A 22,627-nucleotide genomic window follows, 5' to 3' on the forward strand; every position below is an offset into this window, starting at 1 on the left:
GCACTCGCCGAATATGACATGGCGATGATCCTGTCGGGCTAAGCTCGCCCGCAGCGCACCGGGTTGAGATGAATTCGTGCGCTTGTTCCCTTATGTGTACGTTCCCCGACCGTCAGTCGATTCGTTTCAGAGGGCTCACATGGCGAGTGTCCAACTTCCCTACACGCGTGTGCTGTTGTTGCCGGCCATAGTGATGGCCGCGGCGACCGGAGCCGCCGTCGCCCTGGTGACGGAGCCCGCCCGGATCGCCGTCGGCGTGTGCGGCGCCGTCGCGACCCTGCTGGTGACCGCCGCCGCGGCCGAGGCGGTGCGCCGCGGCCGGATCCTGCGCGAGGCGCGGGCCGAGCACGACCGTCACCGTGCGTACCTGGAGTCCCGGATCGCCGCCCACGACACGGAGACGGACCACTTCATCCGCCAGGTCGTCCCCGCGGCCCTGAACCACCTGCACAGCGGGAACGACCCCCATGAGGTGCTGCGCGACCTGCCCCGGCTCAACCCGGCCTGGCGCGACCTGCCGGAGTACCAGCTCCAGATGCTGCGGACGATGCTCAAGATCATCGACGACGAGGAGAAGCTGCGCGACTCCGCCCAGCGCTCCTTCGTCAGCATCGCCCGCCGCGTCCAGGCGATCGTCCACCAGCAGGCCAAGGAACTCCGCGAGATGGAGGAGGACCACGGCCGCAACCCCGAGGTCTTCGACGACCTGCTGCGCATCGACCACGGCACCGCGCTGATCGGCCGCCTCGCCGACTCCATCTCCGTCCTCGGCGGCGGCCGTCCCGGACGCCAGTGGCCCAAGCCCGTCGCGCTCTACAGCGTGCTGCGCGGCGCCATGTCCCGCATCCTCGAGTACCGCCGCATCGACCTGAAGTCGATCGCCAAGATCAACATCAAGGGCATCCACGTCGAGCCGGTCATCCACGCCGCCGCCGAGATCCTCGACAACGCCACCCGCTACTCGCCGCCGACCTCCAAGGTGAGCGTCACCGCCACCGAGGTGCAGACCGGCGTCGCCATCGAGATCGAGGACGCCGGCGTCAGCCTCGACGAGCAGGCCCGCGCCCGCATCGAGGGCATCCTCGAACAGGCCCAGAAGGGCACCGACCTCCAGGAGATCGGCGGCAACCCGCGCCTCGGCCTCGCCGTCGTCGGCCGCCTCTGCACCGCGTTCAACATGCAGGTCTCGCTGCGCGCCTCCGCCTACGGCGGCGTCCGCGCCGTCCTCGTCGTACCCAGCGAGATGATCACCGACGAGCCCGGCGTGGGCCTCGCCCACGGCATCGGGGCGACCTCCGTGCCCCGCCCGGTCGACGCCCTGCCCGGCCCCGAGCGCACCCCCAAGAAGCGCCGCCCCACCAGCCCCCGCATCCCCGCCACCGTCTCCATGGAGGACGACGTCCCGGAGGTCACCGAGTGGACCGCGGGCGGACTGCCGCAGCGCCGCAGCCGGGTGAAGACCCCGATCACCCAGCGGTACGCCGAGCAGGCGGCCGCCGAACGGGCCGAGCGGGAGGCCAAGGAGCGGGGCGAGGAGTACCACGACATCTGGGCCAGGCCCGAGCCCGAGAAGAAGCAGGACGGCCGCGAACCCGGGCTGTGGGTCGACGCCTTCTGGGAGGGCATGCGCAAGGGCCTCGACCCAGGTGTCCCCACCACCGACTTCACCCGGAACCCGACCGCCTACCTGCATCTCATCAACGAACCGGCCCGCACCGAGGCCGATGACGAGGGGGACCTCAAGTGATCCAGCAACGAGCCAACTTCGACTGGATGCTCAAGGAGCTCGCCGACGGCGTACCCGGCGTCGAGATGATCGTGGTGCTCTCCGCCGACGGCCTGCGCATCGCCCGCTACGGCGGCGAGCCGGACGCCGCCGACCGGGTCGCCGCGGCCTGTGCGGGCGTACAGAGCCTCGCCGGGGCCGTCGCCCAGGAACTCCCTTACGGCAACGGTGAGATGAAGATGGTGCTCATCGAGATCGACGAGGGCTACTTCTATCTGATGGCGGCCGGCGCCAACGCCTATCTCGCGGTGCTCTCCGACATGACCTGCGAGCCGGGCCGCATGGGCGGCATGATGCGCGACCTCGTCGTCCGCATCGGCGCCCATCTGACCAGTCCGCCCCGACGGAACGGGCAGACCGTATGACTCCTCCGCAACGCCAGAGGCGCTTCCCCCAGGACAGCCCTCCTCCGCAGCCGGCCGGACCGGCCGGGAAGGAGGGCGAGGGCGGCAACCCGGAGCGGCTGTACGTCGTCACCGGACCGGACGGTGAACGTGCCGACATCGATCTCGTCACGCTGATCGTGGCCGGCTCCCCGGACCCCCCGCCCTCCGCCACCCCCGAGCAGGCGGCGCTGCTCCGGCTCTGTGCCGCCCCCCTGTCCGTGGCCGAACTGTCGGCCTATCTCAACCTGCCGTTCAGCGTGGTGACCAGGCTGCTCACCGAGATGCTGGCGGCGGAACTGGTCCAGGCGCGCTTCCCGATCGTCCGCAAGGCGCTGCCCGACCGTTCCCTTCTCGAAGCGGTGATGCATGGACTTCAAAGGCTCTGAGACCATCCCGGGCCCCCGCGCCGAGGACCAGTTGCCGCACACGGCACAGGCCGCGGTGAAGATCGTGATCGTGGGCGGATTCGGGGTCGGCAAGACGACCATGGTCGGCTCGGTCAGTGAGATCAAACCGCTGACCACCGAGGAGACCATGACGCAGGCCGGCATCGGGGTCGACGACAACTTCGGTTCCGCGTCCAAGACGGCCACCACGGTCGCCATGGACTTCGGCCGCATCAAGATCACGGACCAGCTGGTGCTGTACCTGTTCGGCACCCCCGGCCAGGAGCGCTTCTGGTTCCTGTGGAACGGGCTGTTCGAGGGGGCGCTCGGCGCGGTCGTACTGGTCGACACCCGCCGCCTCGAAGTCAGCTTCGACGTCATGGGACGGCTGGAGGAGCGCGGTGTGCCGTTCGTCGTCGCGGTCAACTCCTTCCCGGACGCACCGCGTTACCCCGTCGCGGACCTGCGGTCCGCCCTCGACCTGTCCGAGCAGATCCCGATCATGGAGTGCGATGTACGACGCCGCGCCTCCAGCCGCGACGTGCTGATGACCCTGATGCGGTTCCTGCACTCGCTCGCCATGACGGGCTCGCTCACCTGACCCCCGGGATCCCTCCCGCACCGGAACCCGTTTCCCCCTTCGGAGCGACCACTGTGACGCCTGAACCCACCTCCCTGACGGGAGACTCCCCGACCGGAACGGACGCCCCCCGGCCCGGCCCGCCCCCCGGCTGCCCCGCGCACGGCAAGGGCCCCGGCGGACTGAGCCGGCTGCACGAGTCGGAGGACCTGAAGAAGCTGTACGAGGAAATGCGGGCCGAACACGGTCCGGTGGCGCCCGCGCTGATCCACGACGACGTACCGGTGTGGGTGGTCCTCGGCCACGCCGAGAGCCAGCAACTGGTGCGCACCCCCGCGCAGTACTGCAAGGACAGCCGTATCTGGTCCGCGCTCGCGGAAGGACTGGTCAAGCCCGACCATCCGCTGATGCCGCACATCGCCTGGCAGCCGATGTGCGCCCACGCCGAGGGCGACGAACACCGGCGGCTGCGCGGAGCCATCGACGCCGCCGTGGCGGCCACCGACTTCCGCGGTCTGCGTCGGCACGTCAACCGCAGCGTCCAGCGCGTCGTCAACCGGTTCTGCGAGGCGGGCGAGGCCGAGCTGGTCGGCCAGTACGCCGAACACCTGCCGATGGCCGTGATGTGCCAGGTCCTCGGCATGCCCGACGAGTACGACGACCGGATGGTCGAGGCCGCCCGCGACATGATCAGGGGCACCGAGACCGCGATCGCCAGCAACGCCTACGTCATGGAGGCCCTGGAACGCCTCACGGCCCGCAGCCGGGCCCAGCCGCTGGACGACTTCACCGGCCACCTCGTCAAACACCCGGCCGGACTGACCGACGAGGAGGTCGCCCAGCACCTCCGGGTGGTGCTCATCGCCGCCTACGAGGCCATCGCCAACCTCCTCGCCAACGTGCTGCGCCAGGTGCTGATCGACCCGCGCTTCCGCTCCCAGCTCAACGGCGGCCAGATGACCGTGCCCCAGGCGGTGGAGCAACTGCTCTGGGACGAACCGCCGTTCAGCACCATCTTCGCCTACTTCGCCAAGCAGGACACGGAGCTCGGCGGGCAACGCATCCGCAAGGGTGACGGACTGATCTTCGCGCCCGCGCCGGCCAACGTCGACCCCCGCGTGCGCCCCGACCCGACCGCCGACATGCAGGGCAACCGCTCGCACCTCGCCTTCGGCGGCGGCACACACGAGTGCCCCGGCCAGGACATCGGCCGCGTGGTCGCCGAAGTCGGCGTCGACGCGCTGCTCATGCGGCTGCCCGACGTCGAACTGAGCATCCCTGAGGAGCAGTTGGCCTTCACCGAGTCCATCGCCTCGCGGCATCTCGTGGAGCTGCCCGTCCACTTCACGCCCCGGCCGCAGCAGGACGTGCTGCTGCGGCCCAGCCATGAGAACGACGTACCCCCGCAGCAGGACTGGCACATCGGCGTGAACCGGCCGGCGGCCCCCGTGTCCTCTGTGTCTCCGCTGGCGCCCGAGCCGAGCGTCGAGCCGCCCGTGCCGCATCCCGTGCCGGTGCCGCCGCCGGTGACCGAAACCGCCCCGCCGCGGGGCGCCTGGCAGCGCTTCCTGCGCTGGTGGCGCGGTTACTGACCGGCCGCCCAGTCCTCGTACGAGGACCATGCCGCGAGCGTCCGGCCGCTGGTGAACCGGTGCTCCACGCCCGTCATCGGATCGGTGAACTCCAGCTTCCGTGCCAGCAGTTGCAGCGGACGCCGGAAGTCACCGGCCGGGACGGGGGCGGCCACCTCGGGATACAGCGGATCGCCGAGGATCGGCACGCCCAGGGCGTTCATGTGCACCCGCAGCTGATGGGTCTGTCCGGTGCCGGGCACCAGCCGGTACCGGCCGAGGCCGTCGGCCCGGTGGGCGGCGAGTTCGACGCGGGTGACCGCGTTCGGCTCGCCCTCGACCTCTTCGGCGGTCAGTACCCCGCGCTCCTTCACGATCCGGCTGCGTACGGTCCGGGGCAGGTCCAGTGCCGGGTCGTACGGGGCGACGGCCTCGTACTCCTTGTGCACCAGCCGGTCGCGGAACAGCGTCTGGTAGGCCCCGCGCTCCTCGGGCCGTACCGTGAACAGCACCAGGCCCGCGGTGAGCCGGTCCAGGCGGTGCGCGGCGCCCAGCTCCGGGACGCCCAGCTCACGGCGGAGCCGGGCGAGCGCGGTCTGGGCGACGTGGCTGCCGCGCGGGGTGGTGGCCAGGAAGTGGGGCTTGTCGACGACGACGATGTGCTCGTCCCGGTGGACGACCTCCAGTGGGAACGGCACCGGTACCTCGGCGGGCAGCTCACGGTGGAACCACACGAACATGCCGGGTGCGTACGGGGTGTCCGCCGGTACGGACCGTCCGTCCGCCCCGACGATCAGGCCCGCGGCGAACATCCCGTCCACGACTCCGGGGCCGGCGGCCGAGAGCCGCTGCGCCAGGTGCTCCCGTACCGTGGCCCACTGTTCCCCGGCGGGCAGCCGGATCCGTACCGGGTCCACACCGTCGCGCTGCGGCAGGGGGGAGGGCGGGATCGGCCGTCTGCGTCTCACACCGGGCAAGCGTACGGGGCCGCTCAGTCGTGGTTTCCGGTCGCCCGTTTCAGCTCCGCCTCGATCTCGTGCAGCGGTCGGCCCTCGGTCCGGGCGTACTCGGTCACCGCGAGGCGGACGTCACGGGCGAGGTCGCGCCAGGCCCGCCAGGCGGTCTCCCAGGTGGCGGTCTGGCGCCCGCTCCACTTGGTCCGGGTGGGTGGGCCGTAGGCGTCCCGCAGTTGCCGGACCCGGGAGTGTGCCTCGTCTGCCGCGCGCTGCTTGGCCACGAGCTCGTCGAAGGTGTGTGCCACGCGGCCGGATCCTGGGGCAGTGCCGCGCCTTCGGCCGGCTCGCCACGCCGCCGGTCCCGGTCCGACGGGCCACGGTTCACCTGATCAGCCCGCCTGGGCGGGGGCGTCCCGGTGCTTTGTGGGGTGCCCCGCGTCGGTGGGGTTGCGCGGCCCGGTGCGCTTTCCGGGGGCCCCGGCGTGGGTGTGGGCAGGGGTGCTTCACAGCCTGGCACTTCATGGGGTGCCCGGCGTTGGTGTGGGCCGGGGGTGGGGTTGCGCGACCCGGCGCTTGCGGGGTGCCTCCCCCACTCTCGGCTTCGCTCGAGCGGGAGGTACCCCCACCGCCCACCCGTGCCGCCCTGGGGGTACCTCCCAGGCCCTTAAGGCACTGGGGGAGGCACGACTGCCCGCGGAGGGCGGGGTGTGCGGCATGACTGCCCGCGGAGGGCGGGGCGTGCGGCACGGCTGTCCGCGGAAGACGGCGGAAGCGGCGGTGGGCAGCCGCGTACGGCGGGGAGGGGACGGGGCGGGGGTGGCCGCCCGCGGTGGCCGGCGCGTCCGCGCCCCGTGCCCCTCCGAGAAACGTGATCCGCGCCGGTCCGAGGACGGACACCCCCGGCGCGGCCCCGACCCACCCACCGGCCGTAGGCGCTGCACACGCCCCCACAGGGCCGGCACTGCGGGCGCGGAGAGGTCAGGCGGAGGTCTCCGTGCCTTCCTGCTCGGCCTCGACGCGGGCGTTCCAGTCGCGCTTGGAGGCCTGCCAGCCGTCCTCGTTGTGGCCGAGGCGCCAGTAACCGGAGATCGACAGGTCCTCACGCGGAATGCCGCGCTCGACCCGCAGCAGACGGCGCAGCTCCTTCACGAAGTGGGCCTCGCCGTGGACGAAGGCGTGCACCCGGCCCTCCGGGAAGTCGAGGCCCCGGACCGCCTCCACCAGGGCCTCGCCGACGGGCCGGCCGCCGCGGTGCAGCCAGCGGACCTCCACATCGGAGTCGATCTTCTGCTCCTCGTCGGGGTCGGAGATCTCCACGAAGGCGAACGCCCTGGCGCCGTGCGGCAGCGCCTCGAGCGAGCGGGCGATCGCGGGCAGCGCGCTCTCGTCACCGACGAGCAGATGCCAGTCGGCGGCCGGGTCGGGCGCGTAGGCGCCGCCGGGACCCATGAACCGGACGACCTCGCCCGGCCGGACGTTCGCCGCCCAGGGGCCGGCCAGGCCCTCGTCGCCGTGGACCACGAAGTCCAGGGTCAGCTCACGGTGCTCGGCGTCCCACTGGCGCACCGTGTACGTCCGGGTCACCGGCCACTGCTCGCGCGGGAACTCCTCACGGATGCGCTGGAGGTCGAAGGGCTCCGGGTACGCCGCCCCCGCGGCCGGGAACAGCAGCTTGACGTAGTGATCGGTGCAGGTGTCCGCCGAGAAATCGGAGAGCCCCTCACCACCGAGCACCACACGCTGCATGTGCGGGGTCAGCCGCTCGGTGCGGACGACCTCGGCGGTGTGCGGCGCGCGTGGTGCGCGTACCGGTCGCTCTGCCATGAGGAGCCTCCCAGCTGTCACAGTTAGGGTTACCTAAGTTAGCACCTCGATCCCGGCCGACGCCTCGTCGGCGGACACCCCGTCCGGTTCAGCGATGTGTGCGGCTCACGCCGAGAGGGTCGTCAGCAGGCGCTGCAGCGAGCCGCCCAGACCCCAGCGGGCGGCCAGGGACTCCACCCCGGCCGGGTCGCGCGGCCCGTGCGGCAGCGCCGTGTCGACGTCCGGGAGCGGAACGTCGTCCGCGACCCGGACGACCTTGGGGGCGACCGCGAGATACGGCCGCGCCTCGTCCAGACGCTTGCGCTGCGACGGCGTGAGCTTGGCCCGCGGGTCGTCCACGGCCGCCAGGATGCCGGCCAGGTCGCCGAACCCGTCCAGCAGCTTGGCCGCCGTCTTCTCCCCGATGCCCGGCACGCCCGGCAGACCGTCGCTCGGATCGCCGCGCAGCAGCGCCAGATCCGCGTACCCCCTGCCGTCCACCCCATACTTCTCGCGCAGCACGGCCTCGTCGGTGACCTGGAGCGTGCCGACGCCCTTCAGCGGATACAGCACACGCACCCCGCGCGCGTCGTCCACCAGCTGGTAGAGATCGCGGTCACCGGTGACGATGTCGACCGGTCCGCCGGCCCGGCCGGTGAACGTGCCGATCACGTCGTCCGCCTCGTACCCGGCGACCCCCACCCGCGCGATGCCCACCGCGTCGAGCACGCTCTCGATGACCGGCACCTGCGGGGACAGCGTGTCGGGCACCTCCTCCTCGTCCGGGCCCGCCGCGCGCTCCTCGGCGACGCGGTGCGCCTTGTAGGAGGGGATCAGCTCCACCCGCCACTTCGGGCGCCAGTCGGCGTCCATGCAGGCGACCAGGTGGTCGGGGCGGTGGTCCTTGACCAGGCGGTCGATGAAGTCGAGCAGTCCGCGCACGGCGTTCACCGGGGTGCCGTCCGGGGCCCTGACGGAGTCCGGGACGCCGAAGTAGGCGCGGAAGTACAGGGAAGCGGTGTCTAGGAGCATGAGTCGTCCGGTCACGGACCGCATCATGCCGTACGTCGCTGACAGTACGGGTGCGTCGGTGTGGGCCGGGGGTGTCCTCGCAGCCCGGCGTTTGCGGGGCGCCTCCCCCGCTCCCGGCTTCTCCCCCGCTCCCGGCTTCGCTCGAGCGGGAGGGACCCCCCTGAGCGGGAGGTGCCCCACCGCCCACCCTCCCTCACTCTCGGCCTCGCTCGAACGGGGGGACCCCCATCGCCCTGGGGGCACCTCCCAGGCCCTTGAGGCGCTGGGGGAGGCACGACTGCCCGCGGAGGGCGGGGCATGCGGCACGATTGCCCGCGGTTTGCGCGCAGTATGCAACGAGTTGCGCTCTGCGCTACATGTGTGAGGCATCACACGAAAACGTTTGCCCTGTGCAAAACCGGGGAGGCGCGGCCACGGAGCGATGCCGGTTACAGATTCAACTGTTTTGGGGCCGCGTGAGCCGTCCGCCGGGCATCGCTTCTGCCATTTGCCGTCGAGACAAGAGGTACGCGTGTCATCCAGGCTTGAGGCCGAGCATCTGTTCAAGGTGTTCGGCAGACGACCGGACCAGGCGGTCGAACGACTGCGCCAGAAGAAAGCCGACCGGGAGGAGCTGCGCTCCGACGGCACCACCGCCGCCGTCATCGACGCCTCGTTCACGGTGGAGCCGGGCGAGATCTTCGTCGTCATGGGCCTGTCGGGCTCCGGAAAGTCCACTCTGCTGCGCATGCTGAACGGCCTGCTGGAGCCCACCGCCGGACACGTGCGCTTCGACGGCCAGGACCTGACCGCGCTGCCCGACCGGGAACTGCGCCGGGTCCGCTCCAAGAAGATCAGCATGGTCTTCCAGCACTTCGCGCTGTTCCCGCACCGCAGCGTCCGCGACAACGCCGCCTACGGTCTCGAAGTGCAGGGCGTGCCCCGCGCCGAGCGCGAACGCCGCGCCGACGAGGCGCTCGCCCTGTGCGGCCTGGCCGGCTGGGAGAAGTCGTGGCCGGACGAGCTGTCGGGCGGCATGCAGCAGCGCGTGGGTCTCGCCCGCGCGCTCGCCACCGACGCCGACCTGCTGCTGATGGACGAGTCCTTCAGCGCCCTCGACCCGCTGATCCGCCGCGACATGCAGGACCAGCTCCTCGAACTGCAGAAGACCCTGAAGAAGACGATCGTCTTCATCACCCACGACCTCAACGAGGCCATGCGCCTGGGCGACCGGATCGCGGTGATGCGCGACGGCCGCATCGTGCAGATCGGCACCGCGCAGGACATCCTGATCCGCCCCGCCAACGACTACGTCGCCTCCTTCACCCAGGACGTCGACCGTTCCCGCGTGCTCACCGCCGGCGCCGTGATGGACCGCGGGGTCCGCGGCGACGAGGCCGACTGCGGCTGCGAGACCGCGACGCCCGACACGCCGTTCACCGACCTGTGCGCGATCAGTGCCCGCGTACCGCACCCCGTGGCGGTGCTCGACGAGGAGGGCGCACTCGTCGGGGTCGTGCCCCGGCAGCGCCTCGTCGGCTTCCTCGGCGACGAGGAGTCCGACCCCGGGGTCTGCGACACCCCGCGCGACAAGGGCGGCGAGAAGGTGATGGCCCGTGCCTAGGATTCCGCTCGGCGACTGGGTCAACAGCGCCGTCGACTGGCTGCTCGCCAACGTCAGCTGGCTGTTCGACTTCTTCAAGGCCGTCTTCACCGGCGCCTACGACGGTGTCAACGCCGTCCTCCAGGCCCCCGAACCGCTGATCCTCTGCGGCATCTTCGCGGTCATCGCCTTCTGGCTGCGCGGCACCTTCGCCGGTGTCCTCACCTTCCTCGGTTTCGCCTTCCTCGACTCCATGGAGTTGTGGGAGGACTCGATGGTGACGCTGGCGCTGGTCATCGTCGCCACGGTGATCGCGCTGGTCATATCGGTGCCGGTGGGCATCTGGGCGGCCCGCTCGGACCGGGTCAGCGCCGTGGTCCGGCCGGTCCTGGACTTCATGCAGACGCTGCCCGCGATGATCTACCTCATCCCGGCGATCCTGTTCTTCGGGACCGGCTCCGCCCCGGGCATCGTCGCCACCCTGATCTTCGCGCTCGCCCCGGGCGTGCGCATGACCGAGCTGGGCATCCGCCAGGTCGACAAGGAACTGGTCGAGGCGGCCGAGGCGTTCGGCACCACACCCCGCAACACCCTGCTGCGGGTGCAGCTTCCGCTGGCGCTGCCCACGGTGATGGCGGGCGTCAACCAGGTCATCATGCTCGGCCTGTCCATGGCCGCGATCGCCGGCATGGTCGGCACCGGCGGACTCGGCGGCGCGGTCATCGAGGCCATCGGGCAGCTCAACATCGGTCTCGGCGCCGAGTCCGGCATCGCCATCGTCGTCCTGGCGATCTACCTGGACCGCATGACCAGTGCCCTCGGCACCCAGGTCTCCCCGCTCGGCCGGCGCGCCGCCGCCAAGGCACGCTCCGCGCAGGGGCTGAAGATCTGGTCCTACCGGCCCCGGCCGCAGGTCGCCGTGATCGGTGTCGTCGTCCTCGCCCTGGTCGCGGGCGGCATGGGGATCTTCGGCGGCAGCGGCTCCAAGACCACCACCGCCGGCGGCGAGAAGGTCGGCGACGGCAAGAAGGTCACCATCGGCTACATCCCCTGGGACGAGGGCGTCGCCTCCACCTTCCTGTGGAAGGAGATCCTGGAGCAGCGCGGTTTCGAGGTCGAGGCCGAGCAGTTCGAGGCCGGCCCGCTCTACACCGCCCTCGCGCAGGGCAACGTCGACTTCCAGACGGACGCCTGGCTGCCCACCACCCACGAGGCGTACTGGAAGAAGTACGGCGAGCAGCTCGACGACCTCGGCTCCTGGTACGGCGAGACGTCACTGGAGCTGACCGTCCCGTCGTACATGAAGGACGTCGACAGCCTGGAGGACCTCAAGGGCAGGGCCGGCCTCTTCGACGGGGAGATCACCGGCATCGAGTCCAGCGCCGGCATGACGGGCCTGCTCAAGAGCAAGGTCCTCAAGGAGTACGGCCTGGACAAGGAGTACAAGGTCGTCGACAGCTCCACCCCGGCGATGCTGGCCGAGCTCAAGCGGGCCTACAGCAAGAAGGAACCGGTCGTCGTCACGCTCTGGTCGCCGCACTGGGCGTACAGCGACTACGACCTGAAGAAGCTGAAGGACCCCAAGGGAAGCTGGGGCAAGGGCGACGGCGTGCACACGGTGTCGCGCAAGGGCTTCGCCGGTGACAACCCGCTCGTCGGGAAGTGGCTGAAGGACTTCTCGATGACCGAGAAGGAACTCACCGGCCTGGAAGCCGAGATCAACAAGGCCGGCAAGGGCAAGCAGCAGGACGCCGTCCGCACCTGGCTGAAGGCCAACCCCGGCGTGGTCGACAAGCTGGCCCCGGTCGAGTCCGGCTCCGGCGACACCCCCGCCGAGGCGAAGCGGCCGCTGGACGTGGCCTGGTTCCCCTGGGACGAGGACATCGCCGTCACCTACCTGTGGAAGAACGTCCTGGAGCGGCGCGGCTACGAGCTGAACCTCAAGCAGATGGAGGTCGGCCCGGTCTACACCGGCCTCGCCTCCGGTGACCTCGACCTCAACTTCGACGCCTGGCTGCCGTACGCGCAGAAGAACTACTGGGACAAGAGCAAGGACGACCTCACCGACCTGGGCACCTGGTACGAGCCCACCTCGCTGGAGATCGCCGTCCCCTCGTACGTCAAGGACGTCGAGTCCCTGGCGGACCTCAAGGGCAAGGCCGACCTGTTCGACGGGCGGATCATCGGCATCGAACCCGGCACCGGCGAGATGCAGCTGCTCAAGAACGAGGTCATGCCGGGCTACGGCCTGGAGGACGAGTACAAGGTCGTCGACGGCTCCACGCCGGCGATGCTGGCCGAGCTCAAGCGGGCCCTCGCCAAGAAGGAACCGATCGCGGTCACCCTGTGGTCGCCGCACTGGGCCTACAGCGAGTACGAGCTGACCAAGCTGAAGGACCCCGAGAAGGCCTTCGGCGAGGGCAACACGATCCGCACCATCGCGAGCAGGAAGTTCCCCGAGCAGTACCCCGAGCTCACGAAGTGGATCAAGGGCTTCCATATGAGCGAGGACGAGCTGGGCAGCCTGGAGGCCGAGATCAAGAACCGCGGCCAGGGCCACGAGGAGGAGGCCGTCGCCGCCTGGCTGAAGGAGCACCCGGACATGGTGGAGCGGATGACCCCGCGGTAGACGATCCTGCGGCAACCGCCGTACCGGCCGCCCGGGGGGCGGGCCCGGCCACGCACCCGACGGCGCGGCCGGGCCCGCCCCTCGGGCATGTCCGGAACCGGGCGGGAACACGGTAGGAATCCGGACAACCACGCAGCGCTATGTCCTCCCCGGACCTCCTGGTGACCTTTCGCCGGGGGAGAGGAACAATGGCGGGAACACCCCTTATCGCGCACGGGGGGAACCGAGGGGCCCGCGGGGCGGCTGGCGTGAACTGGCGGGTCGGCGCCGGTCACGTGTGACGGCGACGTGACAGGCGCCTGAAACGGTTTGCCGAACATGCGTAGGGTGCAGACAACTCACGAGAAGGAGTGCGCCGGGTCCGCGGCGCACGGGGTGCGGGACGATCGGCGGAGGAGGGAGCCGGAGCGATGGGCGACCACAAGGAACAGCCCTTGCGGGTGGGCGCGGCCGTGCGGCGGCGACGCCGCGCGCTGGACCTCACCCTCGCCGTCGTGGCCGAGCGCAGCGGCCTGTCGGTCCCGTTCCTCAGCCAGATCGAGAACGAGCGGGCGCGCCCCAGCCAGACCTCCCTGGAGAAGGTCGCCGACGCCCTGCGCACCACCGCCGTGGAGCTCCTCGCCGCCGCCGACCCGGCGTGCAGCGTGGACGTCGTCCGCGCCGAGGGCGCCGAGCCGTGGGCCGAACCGCGGGTGCGCTCCCTGGTGCGCGGTCACCACCAGATGCATGCCTCCGAGTTCACCGGCGACCATGACGCCGGCCGTGAACTCCAGTTCCGCAACGACCAGTTGATGTACGTGGCGGACGGCGCGGTGGAGATCGAGGCGGAGGGCCGCGCGTACCGTCTCGGCCGCGGCGACACCCTGTACCTCACCGGAGGCGTACGGCACCGCTGGCGGGCCACGGTCCCGGAGACACGGCTGCTGGTCGTCGCCGTCGCCGAGCACATCGAGGCGCTGCGGGACAAGCCCCGCCGATGAGCCCCGCCAGGGTCGTCTCCCTCGTCCCGTCGCTGACGGAGGCCGTGGCGCTCTCCGCCCCCGGCTCCCTGGCCGGCGCCACCGACTGGTGCACGCACCCGGCCGGGCTGGACGTCGTACGCGTCGGCGGCACGAAGAACCCGAAGACCGACCGGATCGTCGCCCTCGGCCCCGATCTGGTGATCGCCAACGAGGAGGAGAACCGCGAGAGCGACCTGGCGGCCCTGCGCGCGGCGGGCCTCGACGTGCTGGTGACCGAGGTACGGACGCTGCCTCAGGCCTTCCGTGAACTGGACCGGGTGCTCACGGCGTGCGGGGTGCCGACCCGCCCCCGCTGGCTGGACGAGGCCGAGGCGGCCTGGGCGGCGCTGCCGGCGCCCGCGGAGCGCCGGACGGCGGTCGTGCCCGTCTGGCGGCGGCCCTGGACGGTGCTGGGCCGGGACACCTTCGCGGGCGACCTGCTCTCCCGCCTCGGCGTCGACCACCTCCACGCGAGCCACCCGGAGCGCTATCCGCGCGTCCCGCTCGAGGCGCTGCGCGCGGCGGGTCCCGACGTGGTGGTCCTCCCCGACGAGCCCTACCGCTTCACCGCCGACGACGGCCCGGAGGCCTTCCCCGGCCTGACCTGCGCCCTCGTCGACGGCCGGCACCTCACCTGGTACGGGCCGTCGCTGACCGGGGCGCCGGCGGTGCTGGGGCGGGCCCTGCGGGCAGCGCGCCGCTGAACAGCCCGCGCGCCGTGCACCAGGCGGCGGTGGTCCAGGCGCCGGCCAGCAGGGCGTACAGGGCGAGCGCCAGTACGTCGTAGACGAGCAGCCCGGTGTACGAGGCGAGGGCCCCGGCACCGGTGACACAGGTGCCGACCGGGAACGTGAACGACCACCACGTCATCGTGAAGCGCATGCCCCGCCGCCACGCCCGTACGACGTGCGCGGCGGCGAGGCAGAGCCACAGCAGCGCGAACCCCGTGACGGGCACCCCGTACAGGACGGCGAGCACCTCGAATCCCTCGTCGTACGGCGCCGGTACGACCCCCGGGGCGATGTCCGCGAAGGCGCCGACGGCGGTCGTGGACTGGCCGAGCGGTCCGAGCACCAGGAACAGCGACGGGGTGAGGACGAGGGGCAGCGGACCGTGGGTGATCAGGCGGCCGAAGACCAGCGGCAGCGTCATCAGGGTGGCGAGGAGGCCGATCCCGAACATCGCGACGCAGGCGAACAGCAGGGTCGCGCGGGGCTGGCCCTCCGGGAGGTACGGCACCAGACGGGGCCCGAGCGCGGCGGACACCATGGGCGCGACCAGCGGCAGCAGCCAGACGGGCGTCGCCTCCCGCGCCGTCACCCGGTGGCGTACGGCCATGAGGTACGGGACGGCCACGGCGGCGGCCAGCCCGACGGCCGTACCGGCGGTGAACAGCACGGCGTCGAGGACGACGGCCGCGCGCAGCCCGATCCAGTCCCGCCCGAGGGACAGGGCGCCGCCGCCGACGGCCAGCAGGGCCATGGAGAGACAGCCGTAGAAGGGCGCCATGGCGGGGTCGAGGAGGTGGGCGCGGGCCCGGTCGCGGTGGTGGGCCCAGTGCAGGGCGCGGGCGGCGAGCAGGACCGTCAGGAGGGCGAGGGACAACGCCCAGACGGCGGTGAGCGCGGGGCGCAGGCCGGGCGCGTGCGCGGGCAGCACGGGGAGCGCGGCGCCCGCTCCGGCGACGATGGCGGTGCCCATCACGCAGGCGTACCAGTTGGGTCCGAGGTGACGGACGGCGGCGGCACGCGGGGGCCGTGCGGTGGCACGGGGGAGGGGTGGCAGGGGCCGGATTGCGGTGACCATGGTCATACGGTCGGGCCGGCGGTCCACCGCCACCAGGGAGCACCCCTCTATGGCGGCATAAGCTGGGCTTATGAGCACAACGGATGACCACGACCATCCAGGGCACCGCTCCGCGAGCCCGGGGTCCCTGGCTCACCGGGTGCCGGACCTCGGCGCGCTGGAGCTGCTGCTGGCGGTGGCGCGGCTGGGCAGCCTGGGTGGGGCGGCGCGGGAGCTGGGCATCACCCAGCCCGCCGCCAGCAGCCGGATCCGGTCGATGGAACGGCAGCTCGGGGTGGCGCTCGTCGACCGCTCGCCGCGCGGGTCGCGGCTGACCGACGCGGGGGCGCTGGTCACCGACTGGGCGCGGCGGATCGTGGAGGCGGCGGAGGCCTTCGACGCGGGCGCGCAGGCGCTGCGGGACCGCAGGGACTCACGGCTGCGGGTGGCGGCGAGCATGACGATCGCCGAGTACCTGCTGCCGGGATGGCTGCTCGCGCTGCGCGCGGACCGGCCGGACACGGCGGTGTCGCTGCTGGCCGGGAACTCGGCGGCGGTGGCGGAGCGGCTGCTGTCGGGGGAGGCGGACGTGGGGTTCGTGGAGGGGCTCACGGTGCCGGCGGGGCTGGATTCCGCGGTGATCGCCCATGACCGGCTGATCGTGGTCGCGGCGCCGTCGCACGCGTGGGCGCGGCGGCGGCGGCCGATCGCGGCGGAGGAGTTGGCGAGTACGCCGTTGATCCTGCGGGAGAAGGGGTCGGGGACGCGGCAGGTTCTGGACGCGGCGCTGGGTGGGTTGGCCCGGCCGCTGATCGAGTTGTCCTCGACCACTGCGGTGAAGGCGGCGGCGGTCGGCGGCGCCGGGCCGGCGGTGTTGAGTGAGCTCGCGGTGGGGGAGGAGCTGGCGATGCGGCGGCTGGTGCGGGTTCCTGTGAACGGGATTGCTCTCGCCCGGGACCTGCGTGCGGTGTGGCCCACGGGGCACCGGCCGACCGGACCGGCGCGGGATCTGTTGTCGCTGACGCGGGGGTGAGCCCGGTGCGGGGGCTGGGCGGGGGCGGATCGCGCAGCCCGGCGCTTACGGGGTGCCTCCCCCACTCTCGGCTCCGCTCGAGCGGGAGGTACCCCCACCGCCCACCCTCCCCCACTCTCGGCTCCGCTCGAGCGGGGGGACCCCCATCGCCCTGGGGGCACCTCCCAGGCCCTTAAGGCACTGGGGGAGGCACGATTGCCCGCGGAGTGCGGAGGCGGCGGTGGTCAGTGCGCGCATGACGCGTACGTCCTCACCCATCTCCGGGTGCCACTGGACGCCCAGAACCCACTCCCGGGTGGGCAGCTCGATCGCCTCCACCGTGCCGTCCTCCGCGTAGGCCGACGGGATCAGGCCGGTGCCCAGGCGGTCCACCGACTGGTGGTGGTAGGCGGGGACGGAGGTCTGTTCCGGGGCGATGCCGGCGTAGAGCGTGCCGGGGACCGGCTTGACCGGGTGGTGGCCGAAGGTGCCCGGCACCTCGGCGTGGCCGTCGATGTGCTGGACCAGGGTGCCGCCCAGGGCGACGTTCAGGAGCTGCATGCCCCGGCAGATGCCCAGCAGCGGGATCCGGCGGTCCAGGGCCGCCTCGATCAGGGCGAGTTCCCAGGCGTCCCGCGTCCGGGCGGGCGGTCCCGTGCGCGGGTCGGGCTCGGCGCCGTAGCGGACGGGTTCCACGTCCGGGCCGCCCGCGACGACCAGGCCGTCGAGCCGGGCCACGGTCGCCGCCGCGTGCTCCGGCGCGTCTGGCGGGAGCATTACGGCCAGTCCGCCCGCCCGCCGCACCAGCCGCGGATAGCCGGCCGGCAGCAGCGCGGCGTCCAGCCGCCACACTCCCCAGCGCACACCGGACTCCGCGTACGTGCTGATGCCGATGAGTGGCCTGGCTGTCATGCCGATCACCTTTCCCGCACCTCAGTCCCGTGACAACTCCGCCTCGGCCGCCGCCAGCGCCGCGAATTCCTCCTCCGGCGCCTTCGCCACCAGGTGCTTGCGGCTGTAGAGACCGAAGTACGCCACGGCCACGATGTAGACCGCCAGCGCGATGAACGCCGCCGTCACGTCCACCAGGAACGTCGCCACCAGCGCCGCGCAGGCCAGCACCAGCGCCACCGACGAGGTGAGCACCCCGCCCGGCGTGCGGTACGGCCGTGGCAGGTCCGGCTCCCGGCGGCGCAGCACGATGTGGGAGAGGGACATCAGCGCGTACGAGATCGTCGCGCCGAAGACGGCGATGTTCAGCATGCGCGCGCCGTTGCCCGTCCCGGCGGCCAGCGCGAAGCCGATCGCGCCCGGCACCAGCAGACCGAGGTAGGGCGCCCTGCGGCTGCTGGTGAGGGAGAGGAACTTCGGCAGGTAGCCCGCGCGGGACAGCGCGAACAGCTGGCGCGAACCGGCGTAGATCAGCGAGAAGAACGACGCGACCAGTCCCGCGAGGCCCGCGTAGTTCACGATCCGGCTCAGCGTCGTCGCCTCGCCGTCCGGCTGGAGCGCCTCCACCAGCGGGTTGCCCGCGTCCTGGACCGCCGCCGAGCCGCGCGCCCCGGCCGCCGCGAAGAAGGTCACCACGGCCAGCACCACCAGGATGCCCATGGACCAGCGGATCGCCCTCGGCAGCGTACGGGCCGGTTCCCTGGTCTCCTCGGCGGCCAGCGGTACGCCCTCCACACCCAGGAAGAACCACATGCCGAACGGGAACGCCGCCCAGATGCCCAGCAGCCCCATCGGCAGCCAGGAGTTCGCGCCGAACGCCGAGGAGTCCACCGGGATGTCGTCCAGCGAGGAGGCGTCGAACCCGGGCAGCGCCCCCAGCGCGAACACCACCAGCGCCGCCACCGCGATGCCCGTGACGACGAAGCTGAAGCGCAGCGCCTCGCCCACACCCCACAGGTGGATGCCGATGAAGACGATGAAGCAGGCCAGGTACACCGGCCAGCCGGACTCCAGGCCGAACAGGCCCAGCGACTCGACGTAGTCGCCGATGAAGATGGAGATCGCGGCGGGCGCGAGGACGTACTCGATGAGGATCGCGGTGCCGGTGAGGAAGCCGCCCCACGGTCCGAGCGCCCGGCGGGCGAAGCCGTAGCCGCCGCCGGCCGTGGGCAGGATCGACGACAGCTCGGCCAGGGCGAAGACCATGCAGGTGTACATGGCGCCCATCAGCACCATGGCGATGGCCAGGCCGCCGAAGCCGCCCTCGGCCAGGCCGAAGTTCCAGCCCGAGTAGTCGCCGGACACGACGTAGGCGACGCCGAGGCCGGTCAGCAGCAGCCAGCCGGCGCTGCCGCGGCGCAGTTTCCTGCGTTCGAGGTAGTCGTCCGGCTCACCGGCGGGTTCACGGGACGCGGATGGAAGGCTCACGGGGCGACTCCGCAGGGGGGCGGTGGCGAGCAACGGGTAATGGAGCGGATCCGGACCTTTGTCGGCCCATACCTTCCTGGCGTGAACGGCGTGAGCGCAAGACCCGTGCGTTAAGCCGCGGTAAACCATCCGGATCGCCTCACGCCAGGAACCCCCGCAGCAGCGCCGCCGTCCCCGCGCAGTGCTCGCGCGTCATCTCCCTCGCCCCGTCCGCGTCCCCCTCCAGCACCGCCTCGACCAGTGCCGCGTGCTGCCGCTGCGAGTGCTCCAGGTTGCGCACCAGCAGCGGGATGCAGTCCAGCAGGTCGTTCACCGTCGCCCGTACCGCCGCGTACTGCGCGGTCAGCGTCGGTGAGCCGCACAGCTCCGCCAGGGTGAGGTGGAACAGCGTGTCGAGGCGCCGGTAGTCACCCAGTGGCGCCTCCTGCGTGCCGGACAGCGCCTCGCGCAGCCGTGCCGCCTGCTCCTCCGTCAGGCCGTGCGCCGCGCACAGCCCCGCCGCGCCCACCTCCAGCACCTCCCGGAAGCGCAGCACGTCCTCGATGTCGACCTCGGCGATCCGCCGCCGCAGCTCCTCCTCGCCGGTGTCCGTCGGGCGGGGCAGCACGAACGTCCCGCCGTACCGGCCGCGCCGTGACTCCACGAGCCCTTGGTCCTGGAGCACCTTCAGCACCTCGCGCAGCGTCACCCGGCTGATCCCCAGCCGCTCCGCCAGCTCCCGCTCGGCCGGCAGCCGCTCCCCGCCCGCCACCAGACCCAGCCGCACCACCTGGAGGATCTGCTCCAGCGCCTCCTCGAAGCCGTTGCCCGCGCGGACCTGCCGCAGCACCGGCGCCAGGCGGTCCCCGACCGCGCCGACCGCATCTTCCGGCATCCGGCCGTGCCCCCTTCCCAAGCAATGGTTCCCGCCAATACCTTAAGGCTCCCGGCTCGACCGAAGAAGGTCGGAAGAAGCCCGAAGAAGCCGAGGAGGCTCTCCCGTGGCAGACCGCACACCCCCGCTCACCGTCGAGGAACTGCACACCCTCGTCGCCGGCGGTGAGATCGACACCGTCGTCCTGGCCTTCCCCGACATGCAGGGGCGGCTCCAGGGCAAGCGGTTCGCCGCGCGCTTCTTCCTCGACGAGGTGCTCGGACACGGCACCGAGGGCTGCAACTACCTGCTCGCCGTCGACGCCGACATGAACACCGTCGACGGCTACGCCATGTCCTCCTGGGAGACCGGCTACGGCGACTTCGCCATGTACCCCGACCTCGACACCCTGCGCCGGGTGCCCTGGAACGAGGGCACCGCCCTGGTCGTCGCCGACCTCGCCTGGGCCGACGGCTCCCCGGTCGTCGCCGCCCCCCGGCAGATACTGCGCCGCCAGCTGGACCGCCTCGCCGCCCTCGGCCACACCGCCCAGGTCGGCACCGAGCTGGAGTTCATCGTCTTCAAGGACACCTACGAACAGGCCTGGGACGCCGGCTACCGCGGGCTCACCCCCGCCAACCGGTACAACGTCGACTACTCGGTGCTCGGCACCGGCCGCATCGAGCCCCTGCTGCGCCGCATCCGCAACGAGATGGCCGGCGCCGGACTCACCGTCGAGTCCGCCAAGGGCGAGTGCAACCCCGGCCAGCACGAGATCGCCTTCCGCTACGACGAGGCCCTGGTCACCTGCGACCAGCACGCGGTCTACAAGACCGGCGCCAAGGAGATCGCCGCCCAGGAGGGCGTCTCGATCACCTTCATGGCCAAGTACAACGAGCGCGAGGGCAACTCCTGCCACATCCACCTCTCCCTCGCGGACGCGGCCGGCGACAGCGCCATGCCGGACTCCGCCGAGGAACCGGACGCCATGTCCGAGGTCATGCGCCACTTCCTCGCCGGGCAGCTCGCCGCGCTCCGCGAGTTCTCCCTGCTCTACGCCCCGCACATCAACTCCTACAAGCGGTTCCAGCCGGGCTCCTTCGCCCCGACCGCCGTCGCCTGGGGCCGCGACAACCGCACCTGCGCCCTGCGCGTGGTCGGCCACGGCCGCTCCCTGCGCTTCGAGAACCGGCTGCCCGGCGGCGACGTCAACCCGCACCTCGCCGTGGCCGGCATGGTCGCGGCCGGGCTGTACGGCATCGAGCAGAAGCTTCAGCTGCCCGAGCCCTGCTCCGGCAACGCCTACACCGCCGACTTCGAGCACGTCCCCACCACCCTGCGCGAGGCCGCCGAGCTGTGGGAGAACAGCGCGATCGCCAAGGCGGCCTTCGGCGACGAGGTCGTCGCGCACTACCGCAACATGGCGCGCGTCGAGACCGACGCCTTCGACGCCGCGGTCACCGACTGGGAGCTGCGCCGCTCCTTCGAACGCATGTGAGGCCCGCCTTGTCCGACCAGCCCCCCGAACTCCAGGTCCGCAACCCCGCGACCGAGGAGGTGATCGCCACCGTCCCGGCCGCGACTCCCGCCGACGTCGACGCCGCCGTCGTACGCGCCGCACGCGCGCAGACCGCATGGGCCGCCCTCGCGCCCGGTGACCGGGCCCGGCTGCTGCGCCGGTTCGCCGCCACGGTCGACGAGCACATCGGGGAACTGGCCCGCCTGGAGGTCCGCGAGGCCGGCCACACCCTCGGCAACGCCCGCTGGGAGGCCGGCAACGTCCGCGACCTGCTCGACTACGCCGCCGGGGGAGTGGAACGCCTCACCGGCCGCCAGATCCCGGTCCCCGGCGGCGTGAACGTCACCTTCCTCGAACCGCTCGGTGTCGTCGGCGTCATCGCCCCCTGGAACTTCCCCATGCCCATCGCGGCCTGGGGCACCGCACCCGCCCTCGCCGCCGGCAACGCGGTGCTCCTCAAACCCGCCGAGACCACCCCCCTCACCGCCCTGCGCCTCGCCGGGCTGGCCCTGGAGGCGGGCCTGCCCGAGGGCCTGTTCCAGGTGCTCCCCGGACACGGCCCCGTCGCCGGGAACGCCCTCGTCGAACACCCCGGCGTCGCCAAGATCGTGTTCACCGGGTCGACCGCCGTGGGCAAGCGGGTGTGGGCCAAGGGCGCGGACCGCCTCAAGCGCGTCACCCTCGAACTCGGCGGCAAGAGCCCCAACATCGTCTTCGCCGACGCCGACCTGGAGGCCGCCGCGACCGCCGCCCCCATGTCCTTCCTCGACAACGCGGGACAGGACTGCTGCGCCCGCACCCGCATCCTGGTCGAGCGCTCCGCGTACGACCGGTTCCTGGAGCTGCTCGGCCCGGCGATCGAGGCGGTCCGGGTGGGCGACCCGGCGGACGAGAACGTGGACATGGGCCCGTTGATCTCCGCCACCCAGCTCGCCCGCGTCCGCTCCTACGTCACCGACGACCTCGACGGCATCCGCGGCAAGGCCCCCGAGGGCCCCGGCTACTGGTTCCCGCCCACCGTCCTCACCGGCGTCGACCCGCGGTCCCGCGTGGCCGTCGAGGAGGTGTTCGGCCCCGTCGCCGTCGTCCTCCCCTTCGACGACGAGGCCGACGCCGTACGCCTGGCCAACGCCACCGACTACGGCCTCTCGGGCTCCCTCTGGACGCGGGACGTCGGCCGCGCCCTGCGCGTCTCCCAGGCGGTGCGCGCGGGCAACCTGTCCGTCAACTCCCACTCCAGCGTCCGCTACTGGACCCCCTTCGGCGGGTTCAAGCAGTCCGGCGTCGGCCGCGAGCTCGGCCCGGACGCGCTGGCCGCCTTCACCGAAACCAAGAACGTCTTCATCAGCACGGAGGCCTGAGGGCAC

At 72.0% G+C, this 22,627-nt stretch carries 19 protein-coding genes and 1 pseudogene; 12 read left to right on the forward strand and 8 right to left on the reverse strand.

Annotated elements, in window-relative coordinates:
• The first annotated feature begins 139 nt into the window (after positions 1 to 139).
• Genes ACFV5H_RS07005 through ACFV5H_RS07025 form a run of 5 tightly spaced genes read left to right on the forward strand, consistent with a single transcriptional unit; the run spans position 140 to position 4,730 of the window.
• Positions 140 to 1,747, forward strand: a complete 1,608-nt coding sequence (locus ACFV5H_RS07005) for a sensor histidine kinase (RefSeq protein WP_385193237.1) — start codon at positions 140 to 142, stop codon at positions 1,745 to 1,747.
• Entirely contained in the window at positions 1,744 to 2,151 is a 408-nt protein-coding gene (locus ACFV5H_RS07010) for a roadblock/LC7 domain-containing protein (RefSeq protein ID WP_385053612.1), read from the forward strand. Before ACFV5H_RS07005 ends, ACFV5H_RS07010 begins: the two co-directional genes overlap by 4 nt.
• Positions 2,148 to 2,558: a DUF742 domain-containing protein gene (locus ACFV5H_RS07015; protein ID WP_385053614.1), complete on the forward strand. Its 411-nt coding sequence runs from the start codon at positions 2,148 to 2,150 to the stop codon at positions 2,556 to 2,558. Before ACFV5H_RS07010 ends, ACFV5H_RS07015 begins: the two co-directional genes overlap by 4 nt.
• The gene (locus ACFV5H_RS07020; RefSeq protein WP_385053617.1) at positions 2,539 to 3,159 is read left to right on the forward strand and encodes an ATP/GTP-binding protein; all 621 of its coding nucleotides are present in this window, start codon (positions 2,539 to 2,541) and stop codon (positions 3,157 to 3,159) included. Before ACFV5H_RS07015 ends, ACFV5H_RS07020 begins: the two co-directional genes overlap by 20 nt.
• A 53-nt stretch (positions 3,160 to 3,212) precedes the next feature.
• Positions 3,213 to 4,730, forward strand: coding sequence for a cytochrome P450 (locus tag ACFV5H_RS07025; protein ID WP_385193239.1), 1,518 nt, complete (start codon positions 3,213 to 3,215; stop codon positions 4,728 to 4,730).
• Here ACFV5H_RS07025 and ACFV5H_RS07030 read toward each other — a convergent pair.
• From ACFV5H_RS07030 to ACFV5H_RS07045, 4 genes are all read right to left on the reverse strand, one after another.
• Positions 4,724 to 5,677 carry an RluA family pseudouridine synthase gene (locus tag ACFV5H_RS07030; protein WP_385053623.1) on the reverse strand — a complete coding sequence of 318 codons (954 nt, stop codon included), beginning with the start codon at positions 5,675 to 5,677 and terminating at the stop codon, positions 4,724 to 4,726. The two genes, ACFV5H_RS07025 and ACFV5H_RS07030, sit on opposite strands and share 7 nt — an antisense overlap.
• A 23-nt stretch (positions 5,678 to 5,700) precedes the next feature.
• Positions 5,701 to 5,970: a hypothetical protein gene (locus tag ACFV5H_RS07035; RefSeq protein ID WP_385053625.1), complete on the reverse strand. Its 270-nt coding sequence runs from the start codon at positions 5,968 to 5,970 to the stop codon at positions 5,701 to 5,703.
• Between the two features lie 673 nt (positions 5,971 to 6,643).
• Positions 6,644 to 7,489 carry a siderophore-interacting protein gene (locus ACFV5H_RS07040; protein ID WP_385053628.1) on the reverse strand — a complete coding sequence of 282 codons (846 nt, stop codon included), beginning with the start codon at positions 7,487 to 7,489 and terminating at the stop codon, positions 6,644 to 6,646.
• Positions 7,490 to 7,594: 105 nt separating this feature from the next.
• Positions 7,595 to 8,524, reverse strand: a complete 930-nt coding sequence (locus tag ACFV5H_RS07045; protein ID WP_344560719.1) for a 5'-3' exonuclease — start codon at positions 8,522 to 8,524, stop codon at positions 7,595 to 7,597.
• A 487-nt stretch (positions 8,525 to 9,011) separates the two neighbouring features.
• Between ACFV5H_RS07045 and ACFV5H_RS07050 the strand changes: the two genes are divergently transcribed.
• The 4 genes from ACFV5H_RS07050 (at position 9,012) to ACFV5H_RS07065 (ending at position 14,416) form a co-directional block, all read left to right on the forward strand.
• Positions 9,012 to 10,103 carry a glycine betaine/L-proline ABC transporter ATP-binding protein gene (locus tag ACFV5H_RS07050; protein WP_385053631.1) on the forward strand — a complete coding sequence of 364 codons (1,092 nt, stop codon included), beginning with the start codon at positions 9,012 to 9,014 and terminating at the stop codon, positions 10,101 to 10,103.
• Positions 10,096 to 12,711 carry an ABC transporter permease/substrate binding protein gene (locus tag ACFV5H_RS07055; protein WP_385193241.1) on the forward strand — a complete coding sequence of 872 codons (2,616 nt, stop codon included), beginning with the start codon at positions 10,096 to 10,098 and terminating at the stop codon, positions 12,709 to 12,711. Before ACFV5H_RS07050 ends, ACFV5H_RS07055 begins: the two co-directional genes overlap by 8 nt.
• A gap of 410 nt (positions 12,712 to 13,121) precedes the next feature.
• A complete protein-coding gene (locus ACFV5H_RS07060) occupies positions 13,122 to 13,691 on the forward strand; it encodes a helix-turn-helix domain-containing protein (RefSeq protein WP_385053636.1) in 570 nt (189 codons plus the stop codon).
• Positions 13,688 to 14,416: a helical backbone metal receptor gene (locus ACFV5H_RS07065; RefSeq protein WP_385053639.1), complete on the forward strand. Its 729-nt coding sequence runs from the start codon at positions 13,688 to 13,690 to the stop codon at positions 14,414 to 14,416. Before ACFV5H_RS07060 ends, ACFV5H_RS07065 begins: the two co-directional genes overlap by 4 nt.
• Here ACFV5H_RS07065 and ACFV5H_RS07070 read toward each other — a convergent pair.
• Positions 14,343 to 15,518 (reverse strand): TDT family transporter, encoded by a 1,176-nt coding sequence (locus ACFV5H_RS07070; RefSeq protein ID WP_385053641.1) that lies wholly within the window; start codon positions 15,516 to 15,518, stop codon positions 14,343 to 14,345. The genes ACFV5H_RS07065 and ACFV5H_RS07070 overlap by 74 nt on opposite strands.
• 70 nt (positions 15,519 to 15,588) lie before the next feature.
• Between ACFV5H_RS07070 and ACFV5H_RS07075 the strand changes: the two genes are divergently transcribed.
• Positions 15,589 to 16,530 carry a LysR family transcriptional regulator gene (locus tag ACFV5H_RS07075; protein WP_385053644.1) on the forward strand — a complete coding sequence of 314 codons (942 nt, stop codon included), beginning with the start codon at positions 15,589 to 15,591 and terminating at the stop codon, positions 16,528 to 16,530.
• A gap of 213 nt (positions 16,531 to 16,743) precedes the next feature.
• Here the strand turns inward: ACFV5H_RS07075 and ACFV5H_RS07080 are convergent.
• From ACFV5H_RS07080 to ACFV5H_RS07090, 3 genes and pseudogenes are all read right to left on the reverse strand, one after another.
• A pseudogene (locus ACFV5H_RS07080) lies at positions 16,744 to 17,421 on the reverse strand (gamma-glutamyl-gamma-aminobutyrate hydrolase family protein); the annotation flags it as partial.
• Between the two features lie 21 nt (positions 17,422 to 17,442).
• Positions 17,443 to 18,888 carry an ethanolamine permease gene (gene eat / locus ACFV5H_RS07085; protein ID WP_385193243.1) on the reverse strand — a complete coding sequence of 482 codons (1,446 nt, stop codon included), beginning with the start codon at positions 18,886 to 18,888 and terminating at the stop codon, positions 17,443 to 17,445.
• A 139-nt stretch (positions 18,889 to 19,027) separates the two neighbouring features.
• The gene (locus ACFV5H_RS07090) at positions 19,028 to 19,762 is read right to left on the reverse strand and encodes a FadR/GntR family transcriptional regulator (protein WP_385053653.1); all 735 of its coding nucleotides are present in this window, start codon (positions 19,760 to 19,762) and stop codon (positions 19,028 to 19,030) included.
• 106 nt (positions 19,763 to 19,868) lie between these two features.
• On the opposite strand from ACFV5H_RS07090, the gene ACFV5H_RS07095 reads away from it, so the two are divergent.
• Together ACFV5H_RS07095 and ACFV5H_RS07100 are read left to right on the forward strand one after the other, a co-directional pair.
• Positions 19,869 to 21,239: a glutamine synthetase family protein gene (locus ACFV5H_RS07095; protein ID WP_385053656.1), complete on the forward strand. Its 1,371-nt coding sequence runs from the start codon at positions 19,869 to 19,871 to the stop codon at positions 21,237 to 21,239.
• An 8-nt stretch (positions 21,240 to 21,247) separates the two neighbouring features.
• The gene (locus ACFV5H_RS07100) at positions 21,248 to 22,621 is read left to right on the forward strand and encodes an aldehyde dehydrogenase family protein (RefSeq protein ID WP_385193245.1); all 1,374 of its coding nucleotides are present in this window, start codon (positions 21,248 to 21,250) and stop codon (positions 22,619 to 22,621) included.
• The last annotated feature ends 6 nt before the right edge of the window (positions 22,622 to 22,627 follow it).

It is taken from the genome of Streptomyces sp. NPDC059787 (genome assembly GCF_042732315.1).
In the GTDB taxonomy this organism is placed as follows: domain Bacteria; phylum Actinomycetota; class Actinomycetes; order Streptomycetales; family Streptomycetaceae; genus Streptomyces; species Streptomyces atrovirens.